Source organism: Glycomyces sp. YM15 (assembly GCF_016918015.1).
Lineage (GTDB): Bacteria > Actinomycetota > Actinomycetes > Mycobacteriales > Micromonosporaceae > Glycomyces.
In genome coordinates this window covers 59,013-81,314 of sequence record NZ_JAERMK010000024.1, presented here as the reverse complement: position 1 = coordinate 81,314, position 22,302 = coordinate 59,013, and the positions used below count along the sequence as shown (strand labels likewise).

Below are 22,302 nucleotides of genomic sequence, written 5' to 3'. Positions count from 1 at the left end.
GTACAGGTGTCGGGGTAGGTGTAAGCAGACTACGACAAGCCTCTGGCCGATCCGACAAACCGACTTGTTTCGAGGCGACGACCCCGCAAGCCAGGGTGCTCCTCCACTGGAGGCGTCCGATCTCACCCCCGTGCCATCGCCCGCAGCTGTCCGCGCCCCCGACGGGCCGTGACTGGGTGGACGATCCTAGTTGGGATCACCCCAACCAGCAGGCGATGCCGTACACGGCGGCACTCGCGATTCGAGCAAGACCCGTCAGCGTGAGGGGCGAAGCCAGACCGAGCATTACAGGACTCGGCCCGGGCAGCACCAGCACGTCCATGACGAGCACCACCCCGTCCCGGCAGCGCCGCGCCCCCAAGCCCGCGCGCCTACGGGACGGATCCCGAGGAACGGCAAGCGATCCTCGGGAGGCGAACCCGCCACCGGCAACCACCCGGACCATCACCGGGAGGCCGCACCACTCCCTCAGGGACGGCAGGCACCAGCACCCGCCCCGGCAGGAACGGCGTGTTCAGGCGAAAGCCGAAGGGCCGGAACCGGAAGCCGAAGCAAGGCCAGCAGGACCAGCAGGGCCAGCGAGGCCAGCGGGGCCAGCGAGGGAAGCAAGTAGAGCAGCGGGAAGGAGGCGACACAGGCGCATGAGGACCACGACCATGCAGACGGACACGGACACGGACACGGACACGGACACGGACACGAGCACGAGCACGAGCATGTCCGGGTCGATCCCGTCGACTGGCGGCTCCCTCGTTACCGACCACCCGATCGCTGCGGCATCAGGCCGGACCCACCCGGCCCTGCCGGAAGCGACGACCGGCCCCGCCCCGGGGAGCTTCCCCGCGTTTCCGTCGCTGCCCGATCGAACCCGGGCCGAATCGCCACCCGAACCCGGACACCGGGCCTCCGGTTCCTTCCAGCCGCGCCCGTCGCTGCAAGATTGAAGCTCGCCCGAGACGTCGGCCGGCCCTCGCCGCGCCCGACTGGGCACGCCCATCTCGTCATCGCTGACCGATTGCAGCCCGACCGAGACCGGTTCCGGCCATGGCTGCACACCCCGGGCCCGGGCAAGCCCAAGCCGGATCGTCGCCGCCCGACCCGAACCCGGCCCCAACACCGGCCCGGCAGGGGGCTCGACCGAACTGTGGCCCGCTCGTAGGACAGGCTTCAGCGGAAATCCCTCGACGGCGCGCTCGGGCCGTTCAGATCCAGCAGCGTCAGCTTGTCCGCCACGATCATCGGCATCGTGTCCTCCGCAGCGTCGATCGGCTTCTCCACCGCGCCCCTGACCACCAGCGCCCGCGCGACCGAGGCGATGCTCTGCCAGCGCTTCCAGAGCCCTTGGGAGCACACGATGTTCGCGATGCCCGTCTCGTCCTCCAAACTCAGGAACGTGACGCCCTTCGCGGTCGAGGGCCGCTGGCGGTGCGTCACGATCCCGGCGACCTCGATCCGCGCGCCGTCCTCTATGCGCGGCAGTCGGGCGGCGGGCAGGACCCCGGTGGCGTCGAGCGCGGCACGGGCCAGCTCCATCGGGTGGGTCTGGACCGAGAGCCCCAGTCCGGTGTAGTCGGCGCGGGCGAGCTCGGCCCCGCTCATACCGGGCAAGGTGGGCGGCGGCGCGGCCGGTCCGGTGCCGGGGATCGTGCCGGGCCGCTCGTCCACGGTCCCGGCCGTCCACAGTGCCTTGCGTCGGTCGGGTTCAAGGCTTTCGAGGGCTCCGGCCACGGCGAGCTTCTCCATGCGCTCCTTGCCGAGTCCGGCTCTGCGGGCCAGGTCGGCGAGGCTCTGGAACGGGCCGTCGGCCTCCCGTTCGGCGACGATCCGCAGCGCGGCCGGTTCGCCGAGGCCTTTGACGTTGTCGAGGCCGAGGCGCAGGTCCGCCTCGCCCAGGAGCGGCGCGCGGCGTTCGCGTTCGGTGGGGATGAGCGAGGCGACCTCCTTGCTGGCGTTCACGTCCGGAGCGAGCACGGTGAGGCCGTGGCGCTGGGCGTCGGCGACGAGCGAGGCGGGGGAGTAGAAGCCCATCGGCTGGCTCGCGAGGAGCCCGGCGTAGAACGCGGCCGGGTAGTGGCATTTGATCCAGGCCGAGGAGTAGACGAGGAACGCGAAGCTGGCGGCGTGGGATTCGGGGAAGCCGAAGTCGGCGAAGGACCGCAGCTGTTCGTAGAGCCGGTCCGCGTCGGCGCCGGTGATGCCCTGCTCGGCCATGCCGGAGTAGAGGCGCGTCCTGAGTTCCTCCATGCGTTCCTCGGATCGCTTGGCGCCCATGGCACGTCGGAGCTTGTCGGCCTCGCCGGCGTCGAATCCGGCGGCGTCGATGGCGATGCGCATCAGCTGCTCTTGGAACAGCGGCACGCCGTAGGTGCGCTCGAGGGTCTTGTGGAGCACCTCGGGGACGAGGTGCCGCCACGGTTCGCCGTGGCGGCGGCGCAGGTACGGGTGGACGGCGCCGCCCTGGATGGGTCCGGGGCGGATGAGCGCGACCTCGGCGACGAGGTCCTGGAACTTCCTGGGGCGCAGGCGGGGCAGGGTCGCCATCTGGGCGCGGGACTCGACTTGGAAGACGCCCACGGTGTCGGCCCGGCAGAGCATGTCGTACACGGCCTCGTCGTCGGGCGGCAGCCGCCACAGGTCGACCCGCTCGCCGTGGAAGTCGCGCACGAGGTCGGCCATGCGGTGCAGGGCCTCCAGCATGCCCAGGCCGAGCAGGTCGAACTTGACGAGGCCCGCGTCGGCGCAGTCCTCTTTGTCCCATTGCAGGACGGTGCGGTCCTTCATGCGGGCGGGCTCGACCGGGACGATCTCGCTGACGGGCTGCTCGGTGAGGACCATGCCGCCGGGGTGGATGCCCAGGTGCTGGGGCATGTCGCGGAAGTCGGCGGCGAGCGATTGGACGTCCGCGGGGATGCCCTCGGCCTCGCCGGGGTCGATGCTCCCCCAGCGGTGGAGGCGCTTGGACCACGCGACGGCCTGGTCGTGGCCGTAGCCGAGTGCTTTGGCGGCGTCGCGCACCGCCGAGCGGGGCCGGTAGGTGACCACGTTGGCCACGAGGGCGGCCCGGTCGCGGCCGTATTTCCCGTAGACGTACTGGATGACCTCCTCGCGGCGGCCGGACTCGATGTCGATGTCGATGTCGGGCGGGCCGTCGCGCTCGGCGGAGAGGAACCGCTCGAACAGCAGCCCGAACGACACCGGGTCCACATTGGTGACGCCGAGGGCGTAGCAGACGGCGCTGTTCGCGGCCGATCCCCGACCCTGGCAGTAGATGTCGTGCTCCCGGCAGAATTCGACGACGTCGGCGACGATGAGGAAGTAGCCGCTGAACCCGAGCTGCTCGATGACCCGCAGCTCGTGCCGGATCTGCTTCCAGGCCCCGGGGACCTGCTCGGCCTCCGGCGGCCCGTAGCGATCGGTTCCGCCCTTGTCCGTCAGCGCTTCGAGGTACGAGTCGTCGTCGAGGCCGTCGGGGACGGGGAAGTGCGGCAGCCGGGGCGCCAGCAGCTTGAGCTGGAAGGCGCATTCGGCGGCGATCCGCACGGATTCGGCTACGGCCTCGGGGAAGTCGGCGAAGCGCTGCGCCATCTCGTCGCCTGAGCGCAGGTGCGCCCCGGCGTTCGCGGGCAGGTGCGGGTCGGTCGCCTCGAGGGTGCTGCGGGCCCGGACCGCGGCGAGCGCGGCGGCGGCCCGGGCACGGTTCGGGGCCGCGTAGTGCACGTTGTTGGTGGCCACGGTGGGCACGCCGAATCGGTGGGCCAGGCCGGCGAGCGTCTCGATCCGCTCGGTGTCGCCGGGCAGGTCGTGGCAGGTGAGTTCGACGGCGAGGTGCTCGGGGCCGAAGGCGTCGGCGAGTTCGCGCAGCGCGCCCTCGGCGGCGTCGAGACCGCCGGAATCCAAGGCCGCGTTGAGGAAGCCCTTGCGGCAGCCGGTGAGGACCTGCCAGCCGCCGTTCGCGTGGGCGGCGAGGTCGGGGAGCGAGTAGCGGGGCAGGTCCTTCTCGCCGCCTTCGAGCTTGGCCGCGGTGATGGCGCGCGAGAGGGAGCGGTAGCCGTCGGGGTCGCGGGCGAGGACGACGAGGTGGCGTCCGGCCGGGTCGACCTGGCCGCGGCGGGACCGGGGCAGGTCGAGGTTCAGTTCGGCGCCGAAGACCGTCTGGAGTCCGAATGCGCTTGCGGCCGAGTCGAACTGCGGGATCGCGTACAGGCCGTCGTGGTCGGTGATCGCGAGCCCTTTGAGGCCGAGCCGGTGGGCTTCGGCGGCGAGCGCGGCGGGGGCGTCCGCGCCGTCGGCGAAGGAGTAGTGGGAGTGGCAGTGCAGCTCGGCGTAGTCAGTCATACCAGCCCACCGCCTTCCATTGCCCGCCTTCGCAGACGAGGAGGGCGGCACGGCCGTCGGCGAGCTCGACCTGGAGGCGCGCGTAGCGGCGGGCCGCCGGGCTCCACCAGCGTTCGGACACCGGCCACGGCCCGGCCCAGGCGACGACCGGGACTTTCTTGCCGCCCAAGACGATCAGGGCCGGGGCGGCCGAGAGGTCCCCGCGCGCGAGGGCCTGCACGGGGGCCCCGGCGGCGTCGAGGACCGCGACGTGGTCGTCGGTGCCGATGAGGCTGGGCAGCGGATCGGGCAGCGCCCCGGGCCACGGCCCCGAAGGCGGCGGCGGTGCGTGCTCGACTTCCCATGCGGCGGAGCCGAATCGCTCGTCGAGGTCGCGGCCGTCGGTGGCGGCGGCGATCTGCACGGCGTCGGGGCCGAACCGGCTCTGGGCGTGCCGCAGCGCGGCCTCGGCCTTCACGTCCCGGGCGCCCTTGTCGCCCCACAGGCCACGCCCGGCGGCGACCAGGCCGATCAGCCCGCCGGGGGCGAGTTCGAGGACGGTGATGGCGTGCGCGGTCTCGTCGACCTGGTCGCTTGCGGCGCTTGAGGAGAGCCAGCCTTCCAGTTGCCAGCGCACCCGCCGGGCCAGTTCGGCAGCGCCGATGGCGGGGTCGAGCTGCCAGGTGCGCCGCCGTTCCATGCCGCTGCCGGTGCGGGCGGTGATGGTGACGCGGGTGCAGGCGAGATTGCGTTCGTCCAAGAGGACCAGTAGACGCTCGGCCAGGGGCCGGGCGGCGAAGACGGCCTGCTCGACCGTGGCGTACGGGGTCTCGGGGGTGTCGGCCACGGTCAGCTCCGGCGCGGCCGGGCGGGGGACGAGCGGGCGGGCGAGCTGCCCGGCGGCGAGCAGCTGGGCCCGCCGCACGGCCGCGCCGAACCGCTCCGCGACGGCCTGGCCGGGCAGGTTCCGGAAGGCGCCGAGCGTGTCAATGCCCAAGTGCCGCAGGGTCTCGCAGGTCTCGGCATCGACCAGGCCCGTGGCCTGGAGGTCGCGGATGTCGCGCCGGGCGAGGAAGGCCGCGTCGCGCCCGGCCGGGACGATCCGGCCCTCGCGCGCGGCCAGGACCGCGGCGAACAGGCCGTCGGCGACCCCGGTCAGGCAGTCCTGGTCGACGAGGCCCGAGACGGTGTCGATGAGGGTTTCGCAGAACGCGGCCTCGTCGCCCGCGCCGCGGCGCAGCGGCACGGCGACGACGCCGGGTTCGAGCACTTCGATGTACGGAGTGAGCAGGTCGAGCGCGTCGAGCACCGGCTCGAACGCGGCCGAATCCCCGGCGTCCCAGTCCACGAGCCGCATCACCAGGACCCGGCTCGAGGCCCGCCGCACCTGCACGCTCACGGCAGATCACCTCCGGCGGACCGAAGCCGAACCACCTCGCCGCCGGAGACCGTGTCGGCTTCGGCCTGTCCGCGCTGAGTGCCGTTCGCACGATGCGGGGCGCTGTGCCGCTCGGAGGCACCTCGGTCCATGGTGGACCTCGATCGCAGATCGATGACGTTCTCGCGGGTGGGCCGTTCTTCGGTGCGGCCTTCCGCCACTTCACCGCCGTAGGGCCAGATCCGGCCCTGCCGGGTGCCCCCGGAGCGCCAATATGCGGCGACCTCCAGCTCGCAGGCGTCGAGGCGTCCGGCCCCCCAGCGCCGTCCGTCATTGGGGCGCAAGCCCTTCCAGTGCGCGTGGGCGACTTCGAGTCGGGCGTCGGCGCCGACCACCGGGCGGGTCTCCCACCAGACGATCGCGGTCCCGCTCTTGCGGGCGCGTGCGGCCAGCCGCCGCGCCTGCGTCGGAGTGAGGCCTTCGCTCGGCACCACCACCACGGCGACGCCCTCGGCGAGGGTTCCCGCCGCCTCGACCACGAGCGGACCCGGATCGACCAGCGCCACCCGCTGCAGGTCGACCCCGGCGGCCGTCGCCGCCAGCGGGTACACCCTCGGCATCCCGACCAGTGCGCACCAGGCCCCCGACCTGGTCGGGCCGGCCAGCAGCCGCCACAGCAGCGAGGTCGCCCCGCGCCGCGAAGCCATGATTGCGGTCACAGTCGCGAGTCCGCCGTAGGGCAGCAGCGCGGAAATGTCGGAGGTGACGGGCAGGATGTTCCGCGAAGGCGGCATCTCACCGGGAGCAGCTTGAGGCGGCGCAGCGGGCTGCGGCTCGGCCGCGACGGCATCGCGGGTCGCGACCGCGTGTTGCGGCCCGGCGGTCAGCGGCGGCTCGCCCGCGAAGCGGGCCGCGCGCCCTGCCTTCGCTTCGGCTGCGGGGCGCAGCTCTGCGGCAGTGCGCAGGCCGAGCTCAGCGGCCAGTGCGGCCGCGACGGATGTCGCCACCAGTTCCCCCGTGTCATGTCGAACATGTGTATCAAGATCAACATACCGAACTGGTGGCGGCGCGCAACCTCAAACAGGTGTTTGATAAATCTCTTGGAGGTATTCCGAGGCTCCGCCCAGGTCACATGGCACGGAATGGCCACGAAACGGCACTTCCGCGATGATCGCGCCCATCCGGCCCACGTCGATCAAGTCACGGGGAAAGCGGCCGAACGGCCGGAGTCCCAGCAGCGCGTCCGCCGCAGCGAGGGCCCTCGTGGGAAGCGCGACTGCTCGGTCCGGGCCGTGCAGCCGCCCGCCGGCCGCGCGTCGGCGTCCGATCGGCTCCCGGGAAACACGAAAGGGAAGCGGCCTGCGCCCCTTCCCTCTTCAGAATATAACGCGGAAGTGCCGAACACGGTCACACCGGGGTGCGTTTTCGCAGGTCAGCATGGTTCACAATCGTGCTTCCAAGCCAGAGGACACGAAGTTTCGGAGGCGCGGAATGCGTATATCGCCGTCGACCCGCGGGTCGCGAGGAGCCGTCGAACCGCTTGAAGGGAGCCGCTGAGTGAGCCACGAACCCCGCAGTGCGTTCGAACTGCCCGAGCGTCTCGCCGCGAAGGCCGACCCGAAGCTCATCGCCGATGACGAGCGGCATTTCGCCGCCGTCGCGGCGAGCCTGGAGCAGTCGATCGCCGAGGTCGCCGATCAACTCGAAGCCGCTCGCAAGGCGCCGGGCGGCACCGGCCGGTTCGACGGGCAGGCCGCGGCCGACCGGGACCGGGAGATCCACCGGCTGACCGGCCGCCTCGGCGCCCTGCGCCGCTTCGGTCTGGACCTGTGCCTCGGCCGGACCGTCACCGCCGCAGGCGAGACGGTCTACATCGGACGCCTCGGTCTCACCGGCGGCGACGGCCGCCGCCTGCTGCTCGACTGGCGCTCGCCCGCCGCCGAGCCGTTCTTCGGCGCGACCCACGCCGACCCGATGGGCCTGGCCAGCCGCCGCCGGTACCGCTGGACCCGCGGCCGCATCAGCGACTACTGGGAGGAGGTCTTCACCCCCGACGGGCTCGAAGACCATGCCGCCCTTGACGACCAGTCCGCGTTCATCGCGAGCCTCAGCACCAGCCGGTCCGAGCGGATGCGCGACGTGCTCGGCACCATCCAGGCCGACCAGGACGCCGTCATCCGGGCCGGATCGAGCGGCACGCTCATAGTCGACGGCGGCCCAGGCACCGGCAAGACCGTCGTCGCGCTCCACCGCGCCGCCTACCTGCTCTACGCCGACCCGCGCGTCGGCCACCACAAGGGCGGCGTCCTCTTCGTCGGCCCCCACCAGCCCTACCTGTCCTATGTCGCCGATGTACTCCCCAGCCTCGGGGAGGAGGGCGTGCAGACCTGCACCGTCCGCGACCTCCATCCCGAAGGCGCGGACGCACCGGACGAGGCGGACCCGGCCGTCGCCGCCCTGAAGACCGGCGCGGACATGGTGAAGGCCATCGAACCGGCCGCGCGCCGCTACGAACACCCGCCCGCCGAGGGCATGGCCGTCGAGACCCACTGGTCCGAGGTCTGGCTCAGCGCCGACGACTGGGCCGACGCGTTCGACGCGGCGGGCCTCGGCACGCCCCACAACGAAGCGCGCGAGCAGATCTGGGACGAGCTGGTCGCGATCATCGCCGAGAAGCACGACGAGGACGAGATCGACGTGGAGCTGCTGCGCCGCTCGCTCGCCCGCAACCGGGACCTGGTGCGCGCCTTCGACAAGGCCTGGCCGCTCATCGAACCCACCGACCTCGTCGCGGCACTGTGGGCGGTCCCCGACTTCCTGCGCATGTGCGCCCCCTGGCTCGACGAGGACCAGGTCGCGCTGCTCCACCGCGAAGACCCCGAAGCCTGGACCGTCGCGGACCTGCCGCTCCTCGACGCCGCGCGGCACCGCCTCGGCGACCCGGAGGCCTCGCGGATCGCCCGGCGCCGCGAGGCCGCGATCGCCTCTGAGCGGGGGGTGATCGACAAGGTCGTGGAGGACCTCCTCGAGGCCGGCGACGGCAATGTGGAGGAGATGATCCTGCTCAAAGGCGCGGACCTGCAGGACGCCCTGGTCCACTACGAGGACCTGGAGACCGCCGAGCCGGACCTGCTCGCCGGGCCGTTCGCCCACGTCATCGTCGACGAGGCACAGGAGCTCACCGACGCCGAATGGCAGATGCTGCTGCGCCGCTGCCCGTCCCGGAGCTTCACGATCGTCGGCGACCGCGCCCAGGCGCGGCACGGGTTCACCGAGCCTTGGCAGGAACGGTTGGCGCGCATCGGCCTCGACCACGCCCGCCTGGCGTCCTTGAGCATCAACTACCGCACGCCCGAAGAGGTGATGGCCGAGGCCGAGCAGGTCATCCGGGCCGCGCTCCCGGACGCCAACGTGCCCACCTCGGTCCGCAGCAGCGGCATCCCCGTCCGGCACGGCTCCATCGGAGACCTCGGCGCGATCCTGGACGGCTGGCTCGCCGAGCACGCCGAAGGCACCGCCTGCGTCATCAGCGCCGATCCCCTGGAGGAGCACGAATCGGCCCGCGTCCGCTCGCTCACCCCGGCGCTGTCGAAGGGCCTCGAATTCGACCTGGTCGTCCTCATCGACCCGCAGCGTTTCGGCGAGGGCATCGAAGGGGCCGTCGACCGCTATGTGGCGATGACCCGCGCGACCCGGCAACTGGTGATCCTCACGAGTGCTTGACGCCCCCACCCGCCCGCCAGTCCGGCACCGCCGGATTCGGACGCCCTGATGGCGGACCGGCCGCGCGGGTGCGCCGCGCGGCCGGTCCCCGGTGAACCTTGTTGCAGCGCAAAAGATTCATCCGGAGGCTTATGCAAACGCCGAGCGGAGCGCCGCATCCACGGGTGGACGCGGACGACGGTGAGGCCGGTGCGGACCTCGACGCCGAGTCGGCAGAGGGCGTTCATCAGGCAGGCGCGTCTTGGGGCCCATCATCGATCCGGGTTCGCCGCGGCTGGGCGGGACCACCCGCATCCGCGGGTAGGCCTCGGCGGCTTCGGCGGTGCACAGGACAGCGCACCTAGTCGATGGTGTGGCCGCCGTTGACCGTCAAGCGCTGGCCGGTCACGAACGCCGCCGCGTCCGAGGCCAGAAAGGACACCGCCGCGGCGATGTCGTCGGGCACGCCGATGCGGCCCAGCGGCAGGTCCGCGAGGTATCCGGCGACGTCCGCCTCGCCGAGCTCGCCGTGTCGCTCCACCGGGATCCAACCGGGCGCCACCAGGTTCACGGTGATCGCGTCCGGGCCGAGCTCCCTCGCCCACGAGCGGGTCAGGCCCCATTGCGCGCCCTTCGCCGCCACGTACGCCGACCAGCCCGCGAGCGCCCGCTCGAACATGTCCGAACCGATCTGCACCACCCGGCCGCCGCCGGCCGCGCGCATGTCGGGCAGGAACGCCTTGACCAGCAGAGTCGGACTCTTCACGAAGAACTCGAGCTGCGCGAGGTGGTCGCTCCATTCGAGACGGTCGATCGGGACTTCCGGCTGCGGCCCGGTCGCGTTGGCCACCAGCACCGTCACCGGTCCCAGTTCGGCGCGGACCCGCTCGGCCAGACCCGCGACCGCCGTCTCGTCGGTGACGTCCGCGCCGAACGCCGCCGCGGTCCCGCCCGCCTCACTGATATCGGCCACGACCTTCTCCGCGCCCTCGCGGCTGGAGCCGTAGTTCACCGCCACGGCGAACCCGTCGGCGGCCAGGCGCCGGGCGATCACGGCTCCGAGACCGCGCGAAGCGCCGGAGACGAAGGCGACGGGGGCATCGGGGCCGAGGCCGGTCATGGGGTTCCTCCAGGGTGTCGGACGGTCGGGAGCGGTGCCAACCCTAGTCCGGCCGCGCGGCGATCCCGCGCGGCCGGTCCCGTGCTCCTATTCGAGCTTCTCGAACCAGAACTCGTGCTTGAGGAACGAGGTGTCGTACTCGTGCCCCGGGTAGGGCGGGATCAGCTGCGAGGCCTGGAACAGCCGCCAGCCGTCGCGCAGCGCCTCGGTACCGGTGTCGTACGGCGGCAGGTCGCTGTCGCCGGTCGTGGGGTTCGTCTTGCCCGTGCCGTCGTAAAAGGCCCAGGCCACGACGTCGGCGTCGAGTGCCGAATTGTTCAAGTAGAGAACGAGGACTTGCTGCTTCATCAGACCCTCCCGGGGCGGTTGGCGACGCGGGTCGCCCAGTATTCGACGTCGAACGAGGGATTGTTGGTGAGTGCCCGCCACATCTTGACGCGGTTGTAGACCTCGAGGCGCGAAGTGGCGTGCTCACTCCACGGGTGGTAGACGTTGAGCTCGGCCGCCACCTGCGGGTCGTCCAGATCGGACACATCCCAGGTGCGCACCTGCGGCACGGTCGGGTTGAACCGGATCTTGTACATGTACCGGCGGATGTCCGAGTCGTTGCGGCGCCCGCCGTGCCAGATGCCGTGGTGCAGCAGCACGACGGTGCCCGGCGGGCAGGTCAGGCGGGTCTGGCCGCGCAGGTTCTGGTAGCGGCCGGTGTCCGACTCGTTGGTGCGGCGCAGGTGGCTGCCGGGGACGGACAGGGTGCCGCCCATCGTGCCGGTGACCTCCTGCGGGTAGTACATGAGCTGCACGTCGAAAGCGTCAAGGCGGGGGTCGATGATCGCGTCGGCGTGGAGCGGCTGCGCGGCGCCCTCGTGCGGTTCGCGGACGTGGACGTGGTGGTGGTCGACCGTCGGGTCGGGGCCGACGAGGCTCTGGAGGGCCCCGGCCACGGCCGGGATGTCCAGGAGCGCCCGCGAGATCGAGCCTTCGGGGAAGGCCTGCTTCACGGGCGTCCCGTAGTCGACGTGCGGCTGCTGGCCCGCGTCGAACTCCGGGATCGCCCGCTCGTTGAGTTCGGCCGGCACGATCGCGTCCATCCGGTGGAAACCGTTGGCGACGAACCGCGCCATCTCGACCGAGGTCAGAAGATGCTTGGTGGTTGTCATACACCGAAGATAGGATCAGATTCCGCTGCTGTAATTGGCGGTAATCACCAACTAGTGGTCGGTTTTCATCATGCGCACGGTGACGCTTCACCTTGACGAGCCTCCCGCGGTCGTCAATGCCGGTGTGGGCCTTCACGGCCTCAACGCGCCGGAGGAGCGATTCCTCCTGCCCGACCTGTGGCAGATCCACCTCCACAAGTACGAAGGCGAGATCGAACTCGGCGGCACCGTGCACGCGATCAAGCCCGGGTACGTGAGCCTGATCCCGGCCGGCGCCGAGGTCCACTTCCGCTACCGAGGCCGCTCCGAGAACCTGCACCTCCATGTGCGCCTTCCGAAGAGCGGCGACCGGTACACCGTGCCGGTCATGCAGGACGCCGGTGCCGCCGCGCCCGCGCTGGCGGAGATGTTCCGTCAGGCGGTCACCGCCGAGGCCCCGGTCCGCGCGAACGCCGAGGCCTGGGCGCTGCTGTGGCGGATGACGCGGCTCGACCCGGGACCGGCAGGCGAAGGGCAGCACCGCTCGGTGGAGGCGGCCCTCGCCTATATCGAGGAGCACCTTCCCGAACCGTTCGCCGTCCCCGAAGTCGCTGCGGCGGTCGGCTTGTCGCACAACCATTTGACGCGCCTGTTCCACGCCGCCACCGGCACCACGGTCGTCGCCCACGTCCGGCGGCGCCGTCTCGAACGGGCCCGGCACCTGCTCCTGGAGTCGACCCTGTCGATCCCGGCGATCGCCGCCGCCGTGGGCATCGCCGACCTCCAGGCGTTCAACAAGGCCTGCCGGCGCGAGTTGGGGGCCTCGCCGCGGGCCGTGCGCGAGGCTCCCCGGAAACTCTGAGCCTCCGAGGGGTTACGAGGCGCGTTACTCTGCGGTACCTTCACAAAAGCTACTCACGTCACGCTCGGAGGTGCCGGTGGCCGCAACGCCGCGTTTGCCCGACTTCGCTTGGGGGGTGGCCACTTCGGCCTTCCAGATCGAAGGCGCCGCAGCGGAGGACGGCCGCGGGCCGTCCGTCTGGGACACGTACACCGGCACGCCCGGGAAGATTCGCGACGGCCACACCGCCGCGACCGCCTGCGACCACTACCACCGCTACACCGAGGACATCGCCCTCATGCGCGACCTCGGCATCGACGTCTATCGGTTCTCCATCAGCTGGCCTCGGGTGCGACCCGGCGGCACCGGCCCGGCCAACCAGCCCGGGCTCGACTTCTACGAGCGCCTCGTCGACGGACTCCTCGCCGCCGGGATCACCCCGATGGCGACCCTCTACCACTGGGATCTCCCACAGCCCCTGGAAGACTCGGGAGGCTGGCTCGACCGCGACACGCCCCACCGCTTCGCCGAGTACGCCGCGATCTGCGCCGAGCGCCTCGGCGACCGCGTGCGGCACTGGATCACCCTGAACGAGCCGTTCGAGCACATGGCCCTCGGCTACGCGCTCGGCCAGCACGCCCCGGGTCACACCCTGCTGCTCGACGCGCTCCCCGCCGCCCACCATCAGCTCCTCGGCCACGGCCTCGCCACGAGCGCCCTGCGCGCGGCGGGCGCGCCACACGTGATGCTCACCAACAGCTACACGCCCGCGATTCCCTTCTCCGGCAACGAGAGCGACCTCGCCGCAGCCGAGGTCTACGACGTCCTCCACCGGCGCCTGTTCACCGACCCGGTACTGCTCGGCCGCTACCCGGACCTCTCGGCCTTCGGCCTCGAGGCCCTGCCGTTCGTGAAGGTCGGCGACCTGGAGGCCATCGCGCAGCCCCTCGACGGCCTCGGCGTCAACTACTACAACCCGACCCGCGTCGCCGCGGCCCCGCCCGAATCCCCGCTGCCGTTCGAGATCGCCGAGTTCGAGCACGTCAAGACCACCGACTTCGACTGGCCCGTGATCCCCTCCGGCCTCACGCAGACCCTGGTGGAGCTCACCGCGGACTACGGCGCCGCACTGCCGCCCCTGTGGGTCACCGAGAACGGCTGCTCCTACACCGTGGAACCCGCCGCCGACGGCTCGATCCCCGACCAGGACCGCATCGACTACCTCGCGGCGCACGTGAAAGCCGTCGACGCCGCGATCGCGCAAGGGGCCGACGTGCGCGGCTACCTCGTGTGGAGCCTCCTCGACAACTTCGAATGGGCCGAGGGCTACCACCAGCGCTTCGGACTGGTGCATGTGGACTCCGAGACCCGGGACCGCACCCCGAAGGCCTCCTTCGACTGGTACCGCAACCACATCGCGCAGAGCGCAGGGCGACGGGCGATCGATTCGCAGAGCGCCGACCGCCGCCCATGACCACCGCCCCCGAAGCCCCTCCGCCCACCGCCCTCACCGAACCCGAACGCAACGTCGGCAAAGTCTGGATCGGCGGCATCACCACCGGGATGCTCGGCCTCTACATGGCCTTCTTCACCCCGATCCAGGTGCTCCTGCCGCTCCAGCTCGCCGAGATCGACGAGGACGGGAAGGTCGCCGCGTTCGGCCTCGTCACCGGCTTCGGCGCGCTCGTCGCCGTCGTCGCCAACCCCCTCGCCGGGGCGCTCTCCGACCGCACCACCGGCCGCTTCGGCCGCCGCCACCCCTGGACCCTCGGCGGCATCGCCCTCGGCGCCGCCGGGCTCTGCCTGCTCGGCCTCCAGACGACCGTCATCGGCGTGCTGCTGTGCTGGTGCCTCGCCCAAGCCGCGCTCAACGCCGGATACGCCAGCCTCAACGCGGGCATCCCCGACCACGTGCCGGTCCGCCAGCGCGCCGTCGTCTCCGGCTGGATCGGCTTCCCGCAGGCGCTCGGCCTGGTCGTCGGCGCGGTCGTCGTGACCATGCTGGTGACCGATCTCCCGACCGGCTATGTCGTGATCGGCTTGGCCGCCTTGGCGATGGCCCTCCCGTTCGTGCTGTCGACTCCGGACCCTCCACTGCCGCGCGCCGCGCGGCCGCCGTTCTCGTGGCGGGCCCTGCTCGCGACCTTCTGGGTCTCGCCGCGCGCCCATCCGGACTTCGCGTGGGCCTGGTTCACCCGCTTCCTCGTCATGCTCGGCAACGCCACGGGCACGCTCTACCTCCTGTTCTTCCTGCAGGACGCCGTGCACTACGAGGAGCTCTTCCCCGGGCACACCGCCGACGAGGGCGTCCTGATCCTCACGCTGCTCTACACCGGCGGGGTCATCGGGACCTCCGTCGCGGGCGGCGTGCTCTCCGACCGGATGGGCCGCCGCAAACCGCTCGTGGTCGTGTCCTCCGCGGTCATGACGGTGGCCGCGCTGCTGCTGACCTTCTGGCACACCTGGCCCGCCGCGATCGCCGCCGCCGCGATCATGGGCGCGGGCTTCGGCGTCTACCTCTCCGTCGACCAGGCCCTCATCACCCAGGTCCTCCCGGCCGCCTCCGACCGCGCCAAGGACCTCGGGATCATCAACATCGCCTCCACCGCGCCGCAGGTCCTCGGCCCGGCCCTCGCCGCCGTGACCGTGGCCGGGCTCGGCGGCTACACGACGCTGTACGCCTTGAGCGCGACGGCCACCCTCCTCGGCGGCATCCTGGTCTGGCCCATCAAGTCCGTGCGCTGAGGCGCGTACCCCGGGGATTGCTTCCGACGAGTAGCGTCGGAGGCACGTGCTGCACCTCAGGAGGAACGATGGACACGCGATCCCTCGCGCGCCGCTGCACCGCCGCCGCCGCTACGGCCCTGCTGCTCACCGGTGCCCTGGCGGCGGCGCCCGCCCAGGCGAAGACCGACTTGCGGGCTCCTTGGACCTGCAGCGGCGGCAAGAACGCCGACAACGGCGACGCCGGCGGCGTCGACGTGTTCGCCACCTGCTCCTCCTCGGGCAACCGGGTCTCGGCCCGCTTCAACGCCAACGGCGAACACCTCATCGTCTGCGACCACTATCCCAACGGATACAGCACGATCGCTCGACTCACGGTGGAGGGCAACGGCACTGCGACGTACCGCAGTTCAGGGAGCGGCCGGTGCACCGACTTCAACCTGAGCTTCGACGAGGGCCTTTCGGCGAGCGTCGAGGTCTGCACCGCCGGCACCAGCGACGCGCTCTGCAGCGGTCGCTCGCGGGGCGGCGTCACCTGATCCACCCGGCGGCTAGCATTTCGAGATGCCCGCCGCCATCCTGTACTGCGCCGACATGCTCGCCCCGCGCCGACCTGACGAGCACTGCGCCGCGGAGGCGGCACAGGCCGCCGGGCTCGGCGCGCCGATCGCGCTGGTCGACCACGACGCCTTGACCAGAGGCGAAACCGCCCGGGCGGTGGCCCGAGTCCCCGCCGACCTCGGCACCGCTTGGTACCGGGGCTGGATGGCCACCGGCGACCAGTACGCCGAACTGCATCGCGCTCTCGCCGCACGCGGCGTCCGCCTCGCCACCGCACCCGAGCAGTACCGCACGGCGCATGAACTGCCCGGCTGGTACGCCGCCTTCGCCGACCTGACCCCGGCGAGCCGATGGATGCCATTGCCGCCGAAGCAGATCCCCGACGGCCAAGCGCTGGCCGCGATGGCGGGGGAGTTGCCCGGTGGACCGGGGATGGTCAAGGACTACGTGAAGTCCCGCAAGAGCGAACCGGAGGACGGCACCGACCCCGAGCCGGTGCTCCGAGCGCTCACCGATCACTAGAGGAGCACGATGCGCCGACCGATCCACGGCCATGCCGACGAAGACTTCGGGCCTCTCGCGGATGCCTTCGCAGCGAACTTCGCCGACCACGGCGATACCGGTGCCGCCTGCGCGGTCTACCGCAACGGGCACCAGGTCGTCGACCTGTGGGGCGGGACGGCGGGCGCCGACCGGCCCTGGCAGTCCGACACCCCCGCGCCCGTCTTCTCGGTCACGAAGGCGCTCATCGCGATCAGCGCCTACGTGCTCCAGGAACGCGGCCTGCTCGACCTCGATGCGCTCGTGGCCGACTACTGGCCCGAGTTCGCCCAGCGCGGCAAGAAGGCGGTCACGATCCGCCAAGCCCTCAGCCACCGCGCCGGCCTGCCGCACCTCGACGAGGACCTCACCGTCCCCGACGTGGCCGCCTGGCATCCCGTCATCGGCGCGATCGAACGCCAAGCGCCCCTGTGGGAACCCGGAAGCGCCTACCGCTACCACCCGCTGACCTTCGGCTGGCTGATCGGCGAGCCGATCCGGCGTGTCACCGGCATGACGCCCGGCCGGTTCATCGCCGCCGAGATCGCGGGGCCGCTGCGCGCCGAAGCGTGGCTCGGCGTTCCGGCCGAACATCGAGCCCGCATCGCCCCTCTGCAGACCGCCCTCTCGACGACGCCCGATCGCGCGATCTCCCTCGGCCACGTCTTCCCCGACGGTCTATTCGCCGCGCGTGGCGGTGTGAACGACCTGGTCACCAAGCCCATTGAGGTCCCAGGAGGCGGTGCCGCCGCGACCGCCTCCGCGCTGGCCCGCATCCTCGCCGCGACCGTGGGGGAGGTCGACGGCGTGCGGCTGCTCGGCGACGATTCGGTGCGGGACGCGCTGATCGTGCGCTCGGAGGGCCGGGACTGGGAGGGCAATCCCGCGAACCGGTTCTCGACCGGGTTCATGATCAACGGCACACCGTGGCGGCCCCTGCTCTCGGACGCCTCGTTCGGCCACGACGGCGCCTGCGGTCAGCTGGCGTTCGCCGACGCCGACGCGAATCTCGGCTTCGGATACGTCAACGGCACCTGGCTCGCAGAGGACGTGCGAGCCGAACGCCTGGTGCTCGCCCTTCGGAAATGCCTGGGCTAGCAGGCGTTCAGCTACGCGGAAGCGCCGAGGTCCTCCGGTCGGAGGCTCAGGGCCTGGCTGATGGCGAGGACGTCCTGGTATTCGCGCCAGTGCCGGATGCGGCCGTCGCGCACCCGCAGGATCGCGATGAAGGTCGCCGACGCCGCGATCCCGGTGGTGGTGACCGTGCCCGAGAGCTCGTATTCGACGACGAGGACTTCGGGGTCGGCGCTCTGGTGGGTCGAGAGCTCGCGGAACGCCTCGAAGCGGATCGGCAGCGGCCGGCTCGCGTAGAAGTCGAGCCAGGCTTCGCGCCCTTCGAAGCGGCGCATTCCCGGTGGTGAGAACGGGGTTTCGACGACGATGTCGTCGGCGAGCAGTTCGGCCGGGAGGAGCGTGGCGCCGTCCTCGCGGAACATGGCCGCCTGCATCCGGCGGTAGATCTCCAGGGGGGTCGCGTGGGACATGGTGGTGCCTCCGGAAGTAAGATGAGTGAGACTCGATTTAGAATATAGTGAGTGCGACTCACTTTGGCAAGGGGGATTGGCAGATGAGCCGAGACGGCATGCCGCCCAAGGGGGAACGGCCGGTGCGTGCCGACGCACGCCGCAACCGGGCGCGGATCCTGGAAGCGGCCGAGGCGGTGTTCGCCGAGCAGGGCGCGTCCGCCGCCACCGATGCCGTCGCCGCGCGCGCAGGGGTCGCGATCGGGACGGTCTTCCGGCATTTCCCGACCAAGCCCGACCTGCTCAAGGCCGTGGTGATGAACCTGCTGGACCGGCTGATCGCCGAAGCCGACGCGATGGTCCGCGATCAGGGCGCCGTGTCCGCCCTGTTCGAGTTCTGCGCTCTCGTCATGTCCGTCGGCGCGACCCACCGGGCTGTTTTCCAGCGCTTGGCCGAGACCGGAGTCCAGGTGCGCGTCGGCGACGCGCTCGAACGCTTGCGGCCCTCCGTCGACGTCCTCCTCGACCGGGCCCGAGACGGCGGTGTCGTCCGGGACGACCTGGGGGCCGACGAACTGATCCCGCTGCTCGCCGCGCTGTGCCAAGAGGCGATCGCCGCCGACTGGAGCGAGCGGTTCCGCCGCCGCGCCCTCGACCTCCTCTTCGAGGGCCTCAAGCCCTAACCGGTCGCGGGTCGAGGTGAAGATGTCGGCCAGGACCCTGAGCGCCATGATCGAGGCGATCAGCAGCAGCGTGAGGCCGATGAACTGATAGAGGCCGACATCCTCGGTGAGGGCCGGGCCGGTCTCGATCCCGATGAGCACCACCGACATCAGGCCGGAGGCGGCGGCGAGCACGGTCAGCAGGACCTGGTGCAGCCAGTCGGTGACGGCGCGGCGGTCCTCGGCGCGCGAGAACAGCCGGAAGTTCGCGGTGAGCCGCCCGGCCTCGGCCGCGGCCGCCAGGCGGTCGAGGCGGCGCGGGAGCTTGCGCAGCACCGGCAGGAGATCCGTGGCCTCCGCCGCGAGCATGTCCTTGACCGCCGCAGGGCGCAAGTGCTGCTCGGCATATGCCTCGCCCACGCTGCGCGCCTGCGCCACCAGGTCGAAGCCCGGCGCGATCGCCGTCAGGCAGCCTTCCAAAGTGGCCAGTGCCCGGAAGACCGCCGCGAGTTCGGGCGGGATCGCGATGCGGTACTTGGCGATGATCCGGAACAGCTCGGTGAACATGCGCAGGTCAGGGGCCGTGCCCGCCATGAGGTGCCGGGCCATGAACGCGCCGAGTGCCCGCTCGAAACCGACCTGGTCCAGTTCCTCCGGCCGGGCCGAGACGCTCACGAACGCGTCGGCGAGCGCCGGCGCGTCCTGCTTGTCGACGGCCGTCAGGATCGCCTGGAGCGAGGCGCGCAGCTCCCTGTCCAGCCGGCCCACCGACCCGAAGTCGATCAGCCCGAGCCGGTCGTCGTCCAGCAGCAGCAGATTGCCCGGGTGCGGATCCGCATGGAAGATCCCGTCGATCATGACCTCGTCGAGCATCTCCCGCAGCAGGGAGGCCGCGAGGGTTCCGGGCTCCAGCCCGCGCTCGGCGAGGAGCGGACCGGCGGTCGCGAGCGGGACGCCCGAGAGCCGCTCCATGACCAGCACGCCGTCGTCGGAGAGGTCGGGGTGCGGCCTCGGGACGCGGACCGCCGACCGGCGCACGTCGTGCGCGACCGCGACCTGGGTGAGATTGCGGGCCTCGACGGTGAAGTCGACCTCCTCACGCAGCGCCGTCGCGAATCCGGCCGCCAGCCCCAGCACGTCCATCGAACGGCCCCAAGCGGTGTGCCGGTCGAGCAGTCTCGCGAGACGCTCGATGATGTCGAGGTCGCGCTCCACCGCCTGCGCGGCGCCGGGACGGCGGACCTTCACCACCACCGCCTGCCCGCCGTGCAGGACCGCACTGTGGACCTGGGCGATGGACGCGGCCGCCATAGGCTCGGGATCGAACGACGCGAACACCTCGTCGATCGAAGCGCCGATCGCCTCCTCGACGAGCCCGGCCGCGGTGGTCCCGGGGATCGGCGCGGCCTGGTCCTGCAGCTTCGCCAGTTCGGCGATGTACGCCGTGGGCAGCAGGTCCCGCCTGGTGGAGAGGATCTGGCCGAGCTTGACGAACGTGACGCCCGCGTCGTCGAGCGCGAGCCGCAGCGAGCGGGCCTGGCCAGGGCCCTGATCGAGCTGGCGGCGGCCCCGCAGCAGGCCGAACTGACCGTGCCTGGAGGCGATCGCGAGGATCTGCAGGTACCGGCGGGTGCGCCGCAGGCGGGCGCGCAGACCGCTGAACCAGCTCCGCACCGGCGGCACGGCGCCCGTGGGCAGCACCGCCTCCCAGACCACCAGCATGATCATCGCGATCACCGGCGCGCAGACGAGCGCGAGCGCGAGCAGCGCCAGAGCGCCCGACGCCTCCTCGACCGTCGGCGGACGGTCCCCATAAGGCGCGAACAGCGCGGGTATGAGTCCGTATTGGACGACCGACTGACTCACGACGCTGACGATGATCAACCGCCACAACGTGTATCGCACGTCCAGCAGCCTCGTCGCAATATAGGCGACGAGCGTGGTGTTGACGGCGAAGCCGATCACGGAGACGAGCAGCACGGTCACGAGCAGAGGCCCTTCGATTCGAGGCACCGTCCGATGCCGCCACAGGGTACTGCACCGGCACCCGAATCAGCCCGCGGTAGCGGCCACCGCCCGGTACTGCGACGGCGCGAGGCCGTACTCCCGCGTGAACGCCTGGCGCAGCGCCTCGGCCGAAGCGAAACCGCACCGGGTCGCCACCCGGGCCACCGGCAGATCGGTCGTCGAGAGCAGCTGCGCTGCAGCGGTCACCCGCGCCTGCCGCACGAAACGACCCGGCGTCTGCCGCAGATGGGTGCGGAACAGGCGGGTCAGATGCCGCGGACTGACCCGGGCCACCCCCGCCAGCGCCTCTGTGGACAGATCCCCGTCGAGGCATTCGCTCACGTGGTCAGCGACCTTGCGGACCACGTCGTGGTCCACGGCCGGAGCGGCCGTGAACATGCTCATCTGCGCCTGATTGCCGGGCCGGTGCAGATAGGTGACCATCGCACGGGAGACCCAGCGGGCCAGGTCAGGCCCGAAATCGGCCTCGATGAACGACAGCGCGAGGTCGAGCGCGCTGGTCACTCCCGCTGCGGTGTAGACGTTCCCGTCCCGCACCCAGATCGGCCGCGGGTCCACGTCGACCTTCTCGTACTGCTCGGCGAGGCGCTTCGCGAAGTGCCAGTGGGTGGTCGCGCGCTTCCCGTCGAGGAGCCCCGCAGCCGCGAGGACGCTCGCGCCGGTGCACAGCGAGGCGACGCGCTCGCTCTCGCGGGCGAGCCGACGCACGTGGCCGACGAGCCGCTCGTCGCGGGCCGCCTCCTCGTGCCCGATCCCGCCGGAGACCACGAGCGTCCCGATAGGACCCCGGAGGCGCTCCAACGCCGCTTGGCCGTTGAGGACCAGCCCCGTCGCGCAGGTGATCGCCCCCCCGCCGGGTGTCGCCAGGGTCAGGTCGTAGCCGAGCGCCGGACCGATCACGCGAACCGAGTCCAGCGTGGTCGTGACGCAGGCGATGTCGAGGAGTTCGGCGTCGTCGTACCCGACGACGACCACGCGGTGCGGTGCCATCTTCTCAGCCTAGGTCTGGAAGACCAGGATGCCAAGATTTCGGACCTGCCCGGTTCGGGACGTTGACCGGCCCGGCACAGCGCGGGATCGTGGACGGAACAGATACCCCCTATAGGTATACGAGGAGCACGTCATGACCACCACGACCTCCGAAGCCCCGCCGCGCTCGGGCAGCCCGTTCCGTGCGCTCCTGCGGCGCTGGCCGACCCTCGCCGGGATCGCCATGGCCGCCTTCACCGCTTGGGGCGCGACCTCTGGATCCGACCTGGCGCCGGTCCTCACGGCCTCCGGGTTCGTCTACCTGGGCGCGGCGGCCTTCCAGCGGCGCGGTGCGGCCTGGCCGGTGTTCTTCGTGACCTTCGTCGTCATCGGCGCGGCCGGATTCGCGGCCGGCAACGCCGATCTCGCCATCTGGATCATGATCGGCCTCGCCGTGCCGCTGGCCGCCTACGGTCTGATCCGAGGCGCCGCCCGACCCGCTGCAGGCCTGCCGCTCCAGAGTCTCGCCATGGTCGTCTTCGGCGCGGTCGCCGTCGCAGTGCTGCTCGTCGGGGGCGACCTCGGCCTCTACCTCGTGGCGGCCGGCCTGCTCGGCCACGCCGCCTGGGACGTGTGGCACCACCGCACCGAACGGGTCGTCTCCCGGTCGCTCGCGGAGTTCTGCGTCGTCCTCGACACCCTGGTCGCCGTCGCGATGGTCGTTCTGGCGCTCCAGAACTGACGGCGTTGGACGCCGTTGACATCCGCGGGTTCGATGTGCACCATATATTGAAAATGTTC

The 22,302-nt window shown here is 71.4% G+C and carries 18 protein-coding genes and 1 pseudogene; 10 read left to right on the top strand and 9 right to left on the bottom strand.

The genetic code is table 11. The features are described 5' to 3' along the window. Positions 1-1,167: 1,167 nt before the first annotated feature. From JHY01_RS22260 to JHY01_RS22250, 3 genes are read right to left on the bottom strand one after another with little or no spacing between them, the layout of a single operon-like run. Entirely contained in the window at positions 1,168-4,335 is a 3,168-nt protein-coding gene (locus JHY01_RS22260; protein ID WP_205327901.1) for an error-prone DNA polymerase, read from the bottom strand. After that, a complete protein-coding gene (locus JHY01_RS22255) occupies positions 4,328-5,713 on the bottom strand; it encodes a hypothetical protein (protein ID WP_205327900.1) in 1,386 nt (461 codons plus the stop codon). Before JHY01_RS22255 ends, JHY01_RS22260 begins: the two co-directional genes overlap by 8 nt. Continuing rightward, entirely contained in the window at positions 5,710-6,699 is a 990-nt protein-coding gene (locus JHY01_RS22250) for a hypothetical protein (RefSeq protein ID WP_205327899.1), read from the bottom strand. The genes JHY01_RS22255 and JHY01_RS22250 overlap by 4 nt, the downstream gene beginning before the upstream one ends. A gap of 550 nt (positions 6,700-7,249) precedes the next feature. Between JHY01_RS22250 and helR the strand changes: the two genes are divergently transcribed. Continuing rightward, on the top strand, positions 7,250-9,415 hold the full coding sequence (helR, locus tag JHY01_RS27470) for an RNA polymerase recycling motor ATPase HelR (RefSeq protein WP_205327898.1): 2,166 nt from the start codon (positions 7,250-7,252) through the stop codon (positions 9,413-9,415). A gap of 340 nt (positions 9,416-9,755) precedes the next feature. Here the strand turns inward: helR and JHY01_RS22240 are convergent, their stop codons facing one another. The 3 genes from JHY01_RS22240 to JHY01_RS22230 all read right to left on the bottom strand — a co-directional run bounded on the left by JHY01_RS22240 (position 9,756) and on the right by JHY01_RS22230 (position 11,674). Then, entirely contained in the window at positions 9,756-10,514 is a 759-nt protein-coding gene (locus tag JHY01_RS22240) for an SDR family oxidoreductase (RefSeq protein ID WP_205327897.1), read from the bottom strand. An 87-nt stretch (positions 10,515-10,601) separates the two neighbouring features. Then, the gene (locus JHY01_RS22235) at positions 10,602-10,862 is read right to left on the bottom strand and encodes a hypothetical protein (RefSeq protein WP_205327896.1); all 261 of its coding nucleotides are present in this window, start codon (positions 10,860-10,862) and stop codon (positions 10,602-10,604) included. Then, positions 10,862-11,674: a phytanoyl-CoA dioxygenase family protein gene (locus JHY01_RS22230; protein ID WP_205327895.1), complete on the bottom strand. Its 813-nt coding sequence runs from the start codon at positions 11,672-11,674 to the stop codon at positions 10,862-10,864. Before JHY01_RS22230 ends, JHY01_RS22235 begins: the two co-directional genes overlap by 1 nt. A 70-nt stretch (positions 11,675-11,744) precedes the next feature. On the opposite strand from JHY01_RS22230, the gene JHY01_RS27910 reads away from it, so the two are divergent. The 6 genes from JHY01_RS27910 to JHY01_RS22200 all read left to right on the top strand — a co-directional run bounded on the left by JHY01_RS27910 (position 11,745) and on the right by JHY01_RS22200 (position 17,417). Continuing rightward, entirely contained in the window at positions 11,745-12,515 is a 771-nt protein-coding gene (locus JHY01_RS27910; RefSeq protein ID WP_205327894.1) for an AraC family transcriptional regulator, read from the top strand. 76 nt (positions 12,516-12,591) lie between these two features. Next, a complete protein-coding gene (locus tag JHY01_RS22220) occupies positions 12,592-13,968 on the top strand; it encodes a GH1 family beta-glucosidase (RefSeq protein ID WP_205327893.1) in 1,377 nt (458 codons plus the stop codon). Then, positions 13,965-15,239, top strand: coding sequence for an MFS transporter (locus JHY01_RS22215; RefSeq protein WP_205327892.1), 1,275 nt, complete (start codon positions 13,965-13,967; stop codon positions 15,237-15,239). The genes JHY01_RS22220 and JHY01_RS22215 overlap by 4 nt, the downstream gene beginning before the upstream one ends. Positions 15,240-15,307: 68 nt before the next feature. Continuing rightward, positions 15,308-15,757: a hypothetical protein gene (locus JHY01_RS22210; RefSeq protein ID WP_205327891.1), complete on the top strand. Its 450-nt coding sequence runs from the start codon at positions 15,308-15,310 to the stop codon at positions 15,755-15,757. Positions 15,758-15,782: 25 nt separating this feature from the next. Further along, positions 15,783-16,301 carry a hypothetical protein gene (locus JHY01_RS22205; RefSeq protein WP_205327890.1) on the top strand — a complete coding sequence of 173 codons (519 nt, stop codon included), beginning with the start codon at positions 15,783-15,785 and terminating at the stop codon, positions 16,299-16,301. 9 nt (positions 16,302-16,310) lie between these two features. Continuing rightward, positions 16,311-17,417 (top strand): serine hydrolase domain-containing protein, encoded by a 1,107-nt coding sequence (locus tag JHY01_RS22200; protein ID WP_205327889.1) that lies wholly within the window; start codon positions 16,311-16,313, stop codon positions 17,415-17,417. Positions 17,418-17,428: 11 nt separating this feature from the next. On the opposite strand, the gene JHY01_RS28215 is transcribed toward JHY01_RS22200, so the two are convergent. After that, positions 17,429-17,815 carry a nuclear transport factor 2 family protein gene (locus JHY01_RS28215; RefSeq protein WP_374199574.1) on the bottom strand — a complete coding sequence of 129 codons (387 nt, stop codon included), beginning with the start codon at positions 17,813-17,815 and terminating at the stop codon, positions 17,429-17,431. 131 nt (positions 17,816-17,946) lie between these two features. Here JHY01_RS28215 and JHY01_RS28210 point away from each other — a divergent pair, with 131 nt between their 5' ends. Further along, entirely contained in the window at positions 17,947-18,525 is a 579-nt protein-coding gene (locus JHY01_RS28210; RefSeq protein ID WP_374199572.1) for a TetR/AcrR family transcriptional regulator, read from the top strand. 675 nt (positions 18,526-19,200) lie between these two features. Here the strand turns inward: JHY01_RS28210 and JHY01_RS28205 are convergent. After that, positions 19,201-20,226: pseudogene (locus tag JHY01_RS28205) on the bottom strand (ABC1 kinase family protein); the annotation flags it as partial. Between JHY01_RS28205 and JHY01_RS28200 the strand changes: the two are divergent. Beyond that, positions 20,135-20,320: a hypothetical protein gene (locus JHY01_RS28200; protein ID WP_374199571.1), complete on the top strand. Its 186-nt coding sequence runs from the start codon at positions 20,135-20,137 to the stop codon at positions 20,318-20,320. The pseudogene JHY01_RS28205 and the gene JHY01_RS28200 sit on opposite strands and share 92 nt — an antisense overlap. A 236-nt stretch (positions 20,321-20,556) precedes the next feature. On the opposite strand, the gene JHY01_RS22180 is transcribed toward JHY01_RS28200, so the two are convergent. Beyond that, complete coding sequence (locus JHY01_RS22180) at positions 20,557-21,522, bottom strand: GlxA family transcriptional regulator (RefSeq protein WP_205327886.1); 966 nt, start codon at positions 21,520-21,522, stop codon at positions 20,557-20,559. A 133-nt stretch (positions 21,523-21,655) separates the two neighbouring features. On the opposite strand from JHY01_RS22180, the gene JHY01_RS22175 reads away from it, so the two are divergent. After that, entirely contained in the window at positions 21,656-22,243 is a 588-nt protein-coding gene (locus tag JHY01_RS22175; protein ID WP_205327885.1) for a hypothetical protein, read from the top strand. Positions 22,244-22,302 lie beyond the last annotated feature (59 nt).

Bases quoted from the DNA above. Each gene is read 5' to 3' on its own strand.
- JHY01_RS22240 (WP_205327897.1), bottom strand. From the start codon at position 10,514: ATGACCGGCCTCGGCCCCGATGCCCCCGTCGCCTTCGTCTCCGGCGCT.
- JHY01_RS22215 (WP_205327892.1), top strand. From the start codon at position 13,965: ATGACCACCGCCCCCGAAGCCCCTCCGCCCACCGCCCTCACCGAACCC.
- JHY01_RS28210 (WP_374199572.1), top strand. From the start codon at position 17,947: ATGAGCCGAGACGGCATGCCGCCCAAGGGGGAACGGCCGGTGCGTGCC.
- JHY01_RS22235 (WP_205327896.1), bottom strand. From the start codon at position 10,862: ATGAAGCAGCAAGTCCTCGTTCTCTACTTGAACAATTCGGCACTCGAC.
- JHY01_RS22210 (WP_205327891.1), top strand. From the start codon at position 15,308: ATGGACACGCGATCCCTCGCGCGCCGCTGCACCGCCGCCGCCGCTACG.
- JHY01_RS22230 (WP_205327895.1), bottom strand. From the start codon at position 11,674: ATGACAACCACCAAGCATCTTCTGACCTCGGTCGAGATGGCGCGGTTC.
- JHY01_RS28215 (WP_374199574.1), bottom strand. From the start codon at position 17,815: ATGTTCCGCGAGGACGGCGCCACGCTCCTCCCGGCCGAACTGCTCGCC.
- JHY01_RS22200 (WP_205327889.1), top strand. From the start codon at position 16,311: ATGCGCCGACCGATCCACGGCCATGCCGACGAAGACTTCGGGCCTCTC.
- JHY01_RS22175 (WP_205327885.1), top strand. From the start codon at position 21,656: ATGACCACCACGACCTCCGAAGCCCCGCCGCGCTCGGGCAGCCCGTTC.
- JHY01_RS22260 (WP_205327901.1), bottom strand. From the start codon at position 4,335: ATGACTGACTACGCCGAGCTGCACTGCCACTCCCACTACTCCTTCGCC.
- JHY01_RS27910 (WP_205327894.1), top strand. From the start codon at position 11,745: ATGCGCACGGTGACGCTTCACCTTGACGAGCCTCCCGCGGTCGTCAAT.
- JHY01_RS22205 (WP_205327890.1), top strand. From the start codon at position 15,783: ATGCCCGCCGCCATCCTGTACTGCGCCGACATGCTCGCCCCGCGCCGA.
- JHY01_RS22180 (WP_205327886.1), bottom strand. From the start codon at position 21,522: ATGGCACCGCACCGCGTGGTCGTCGTCGGGTACGACGACGCCGAACTC.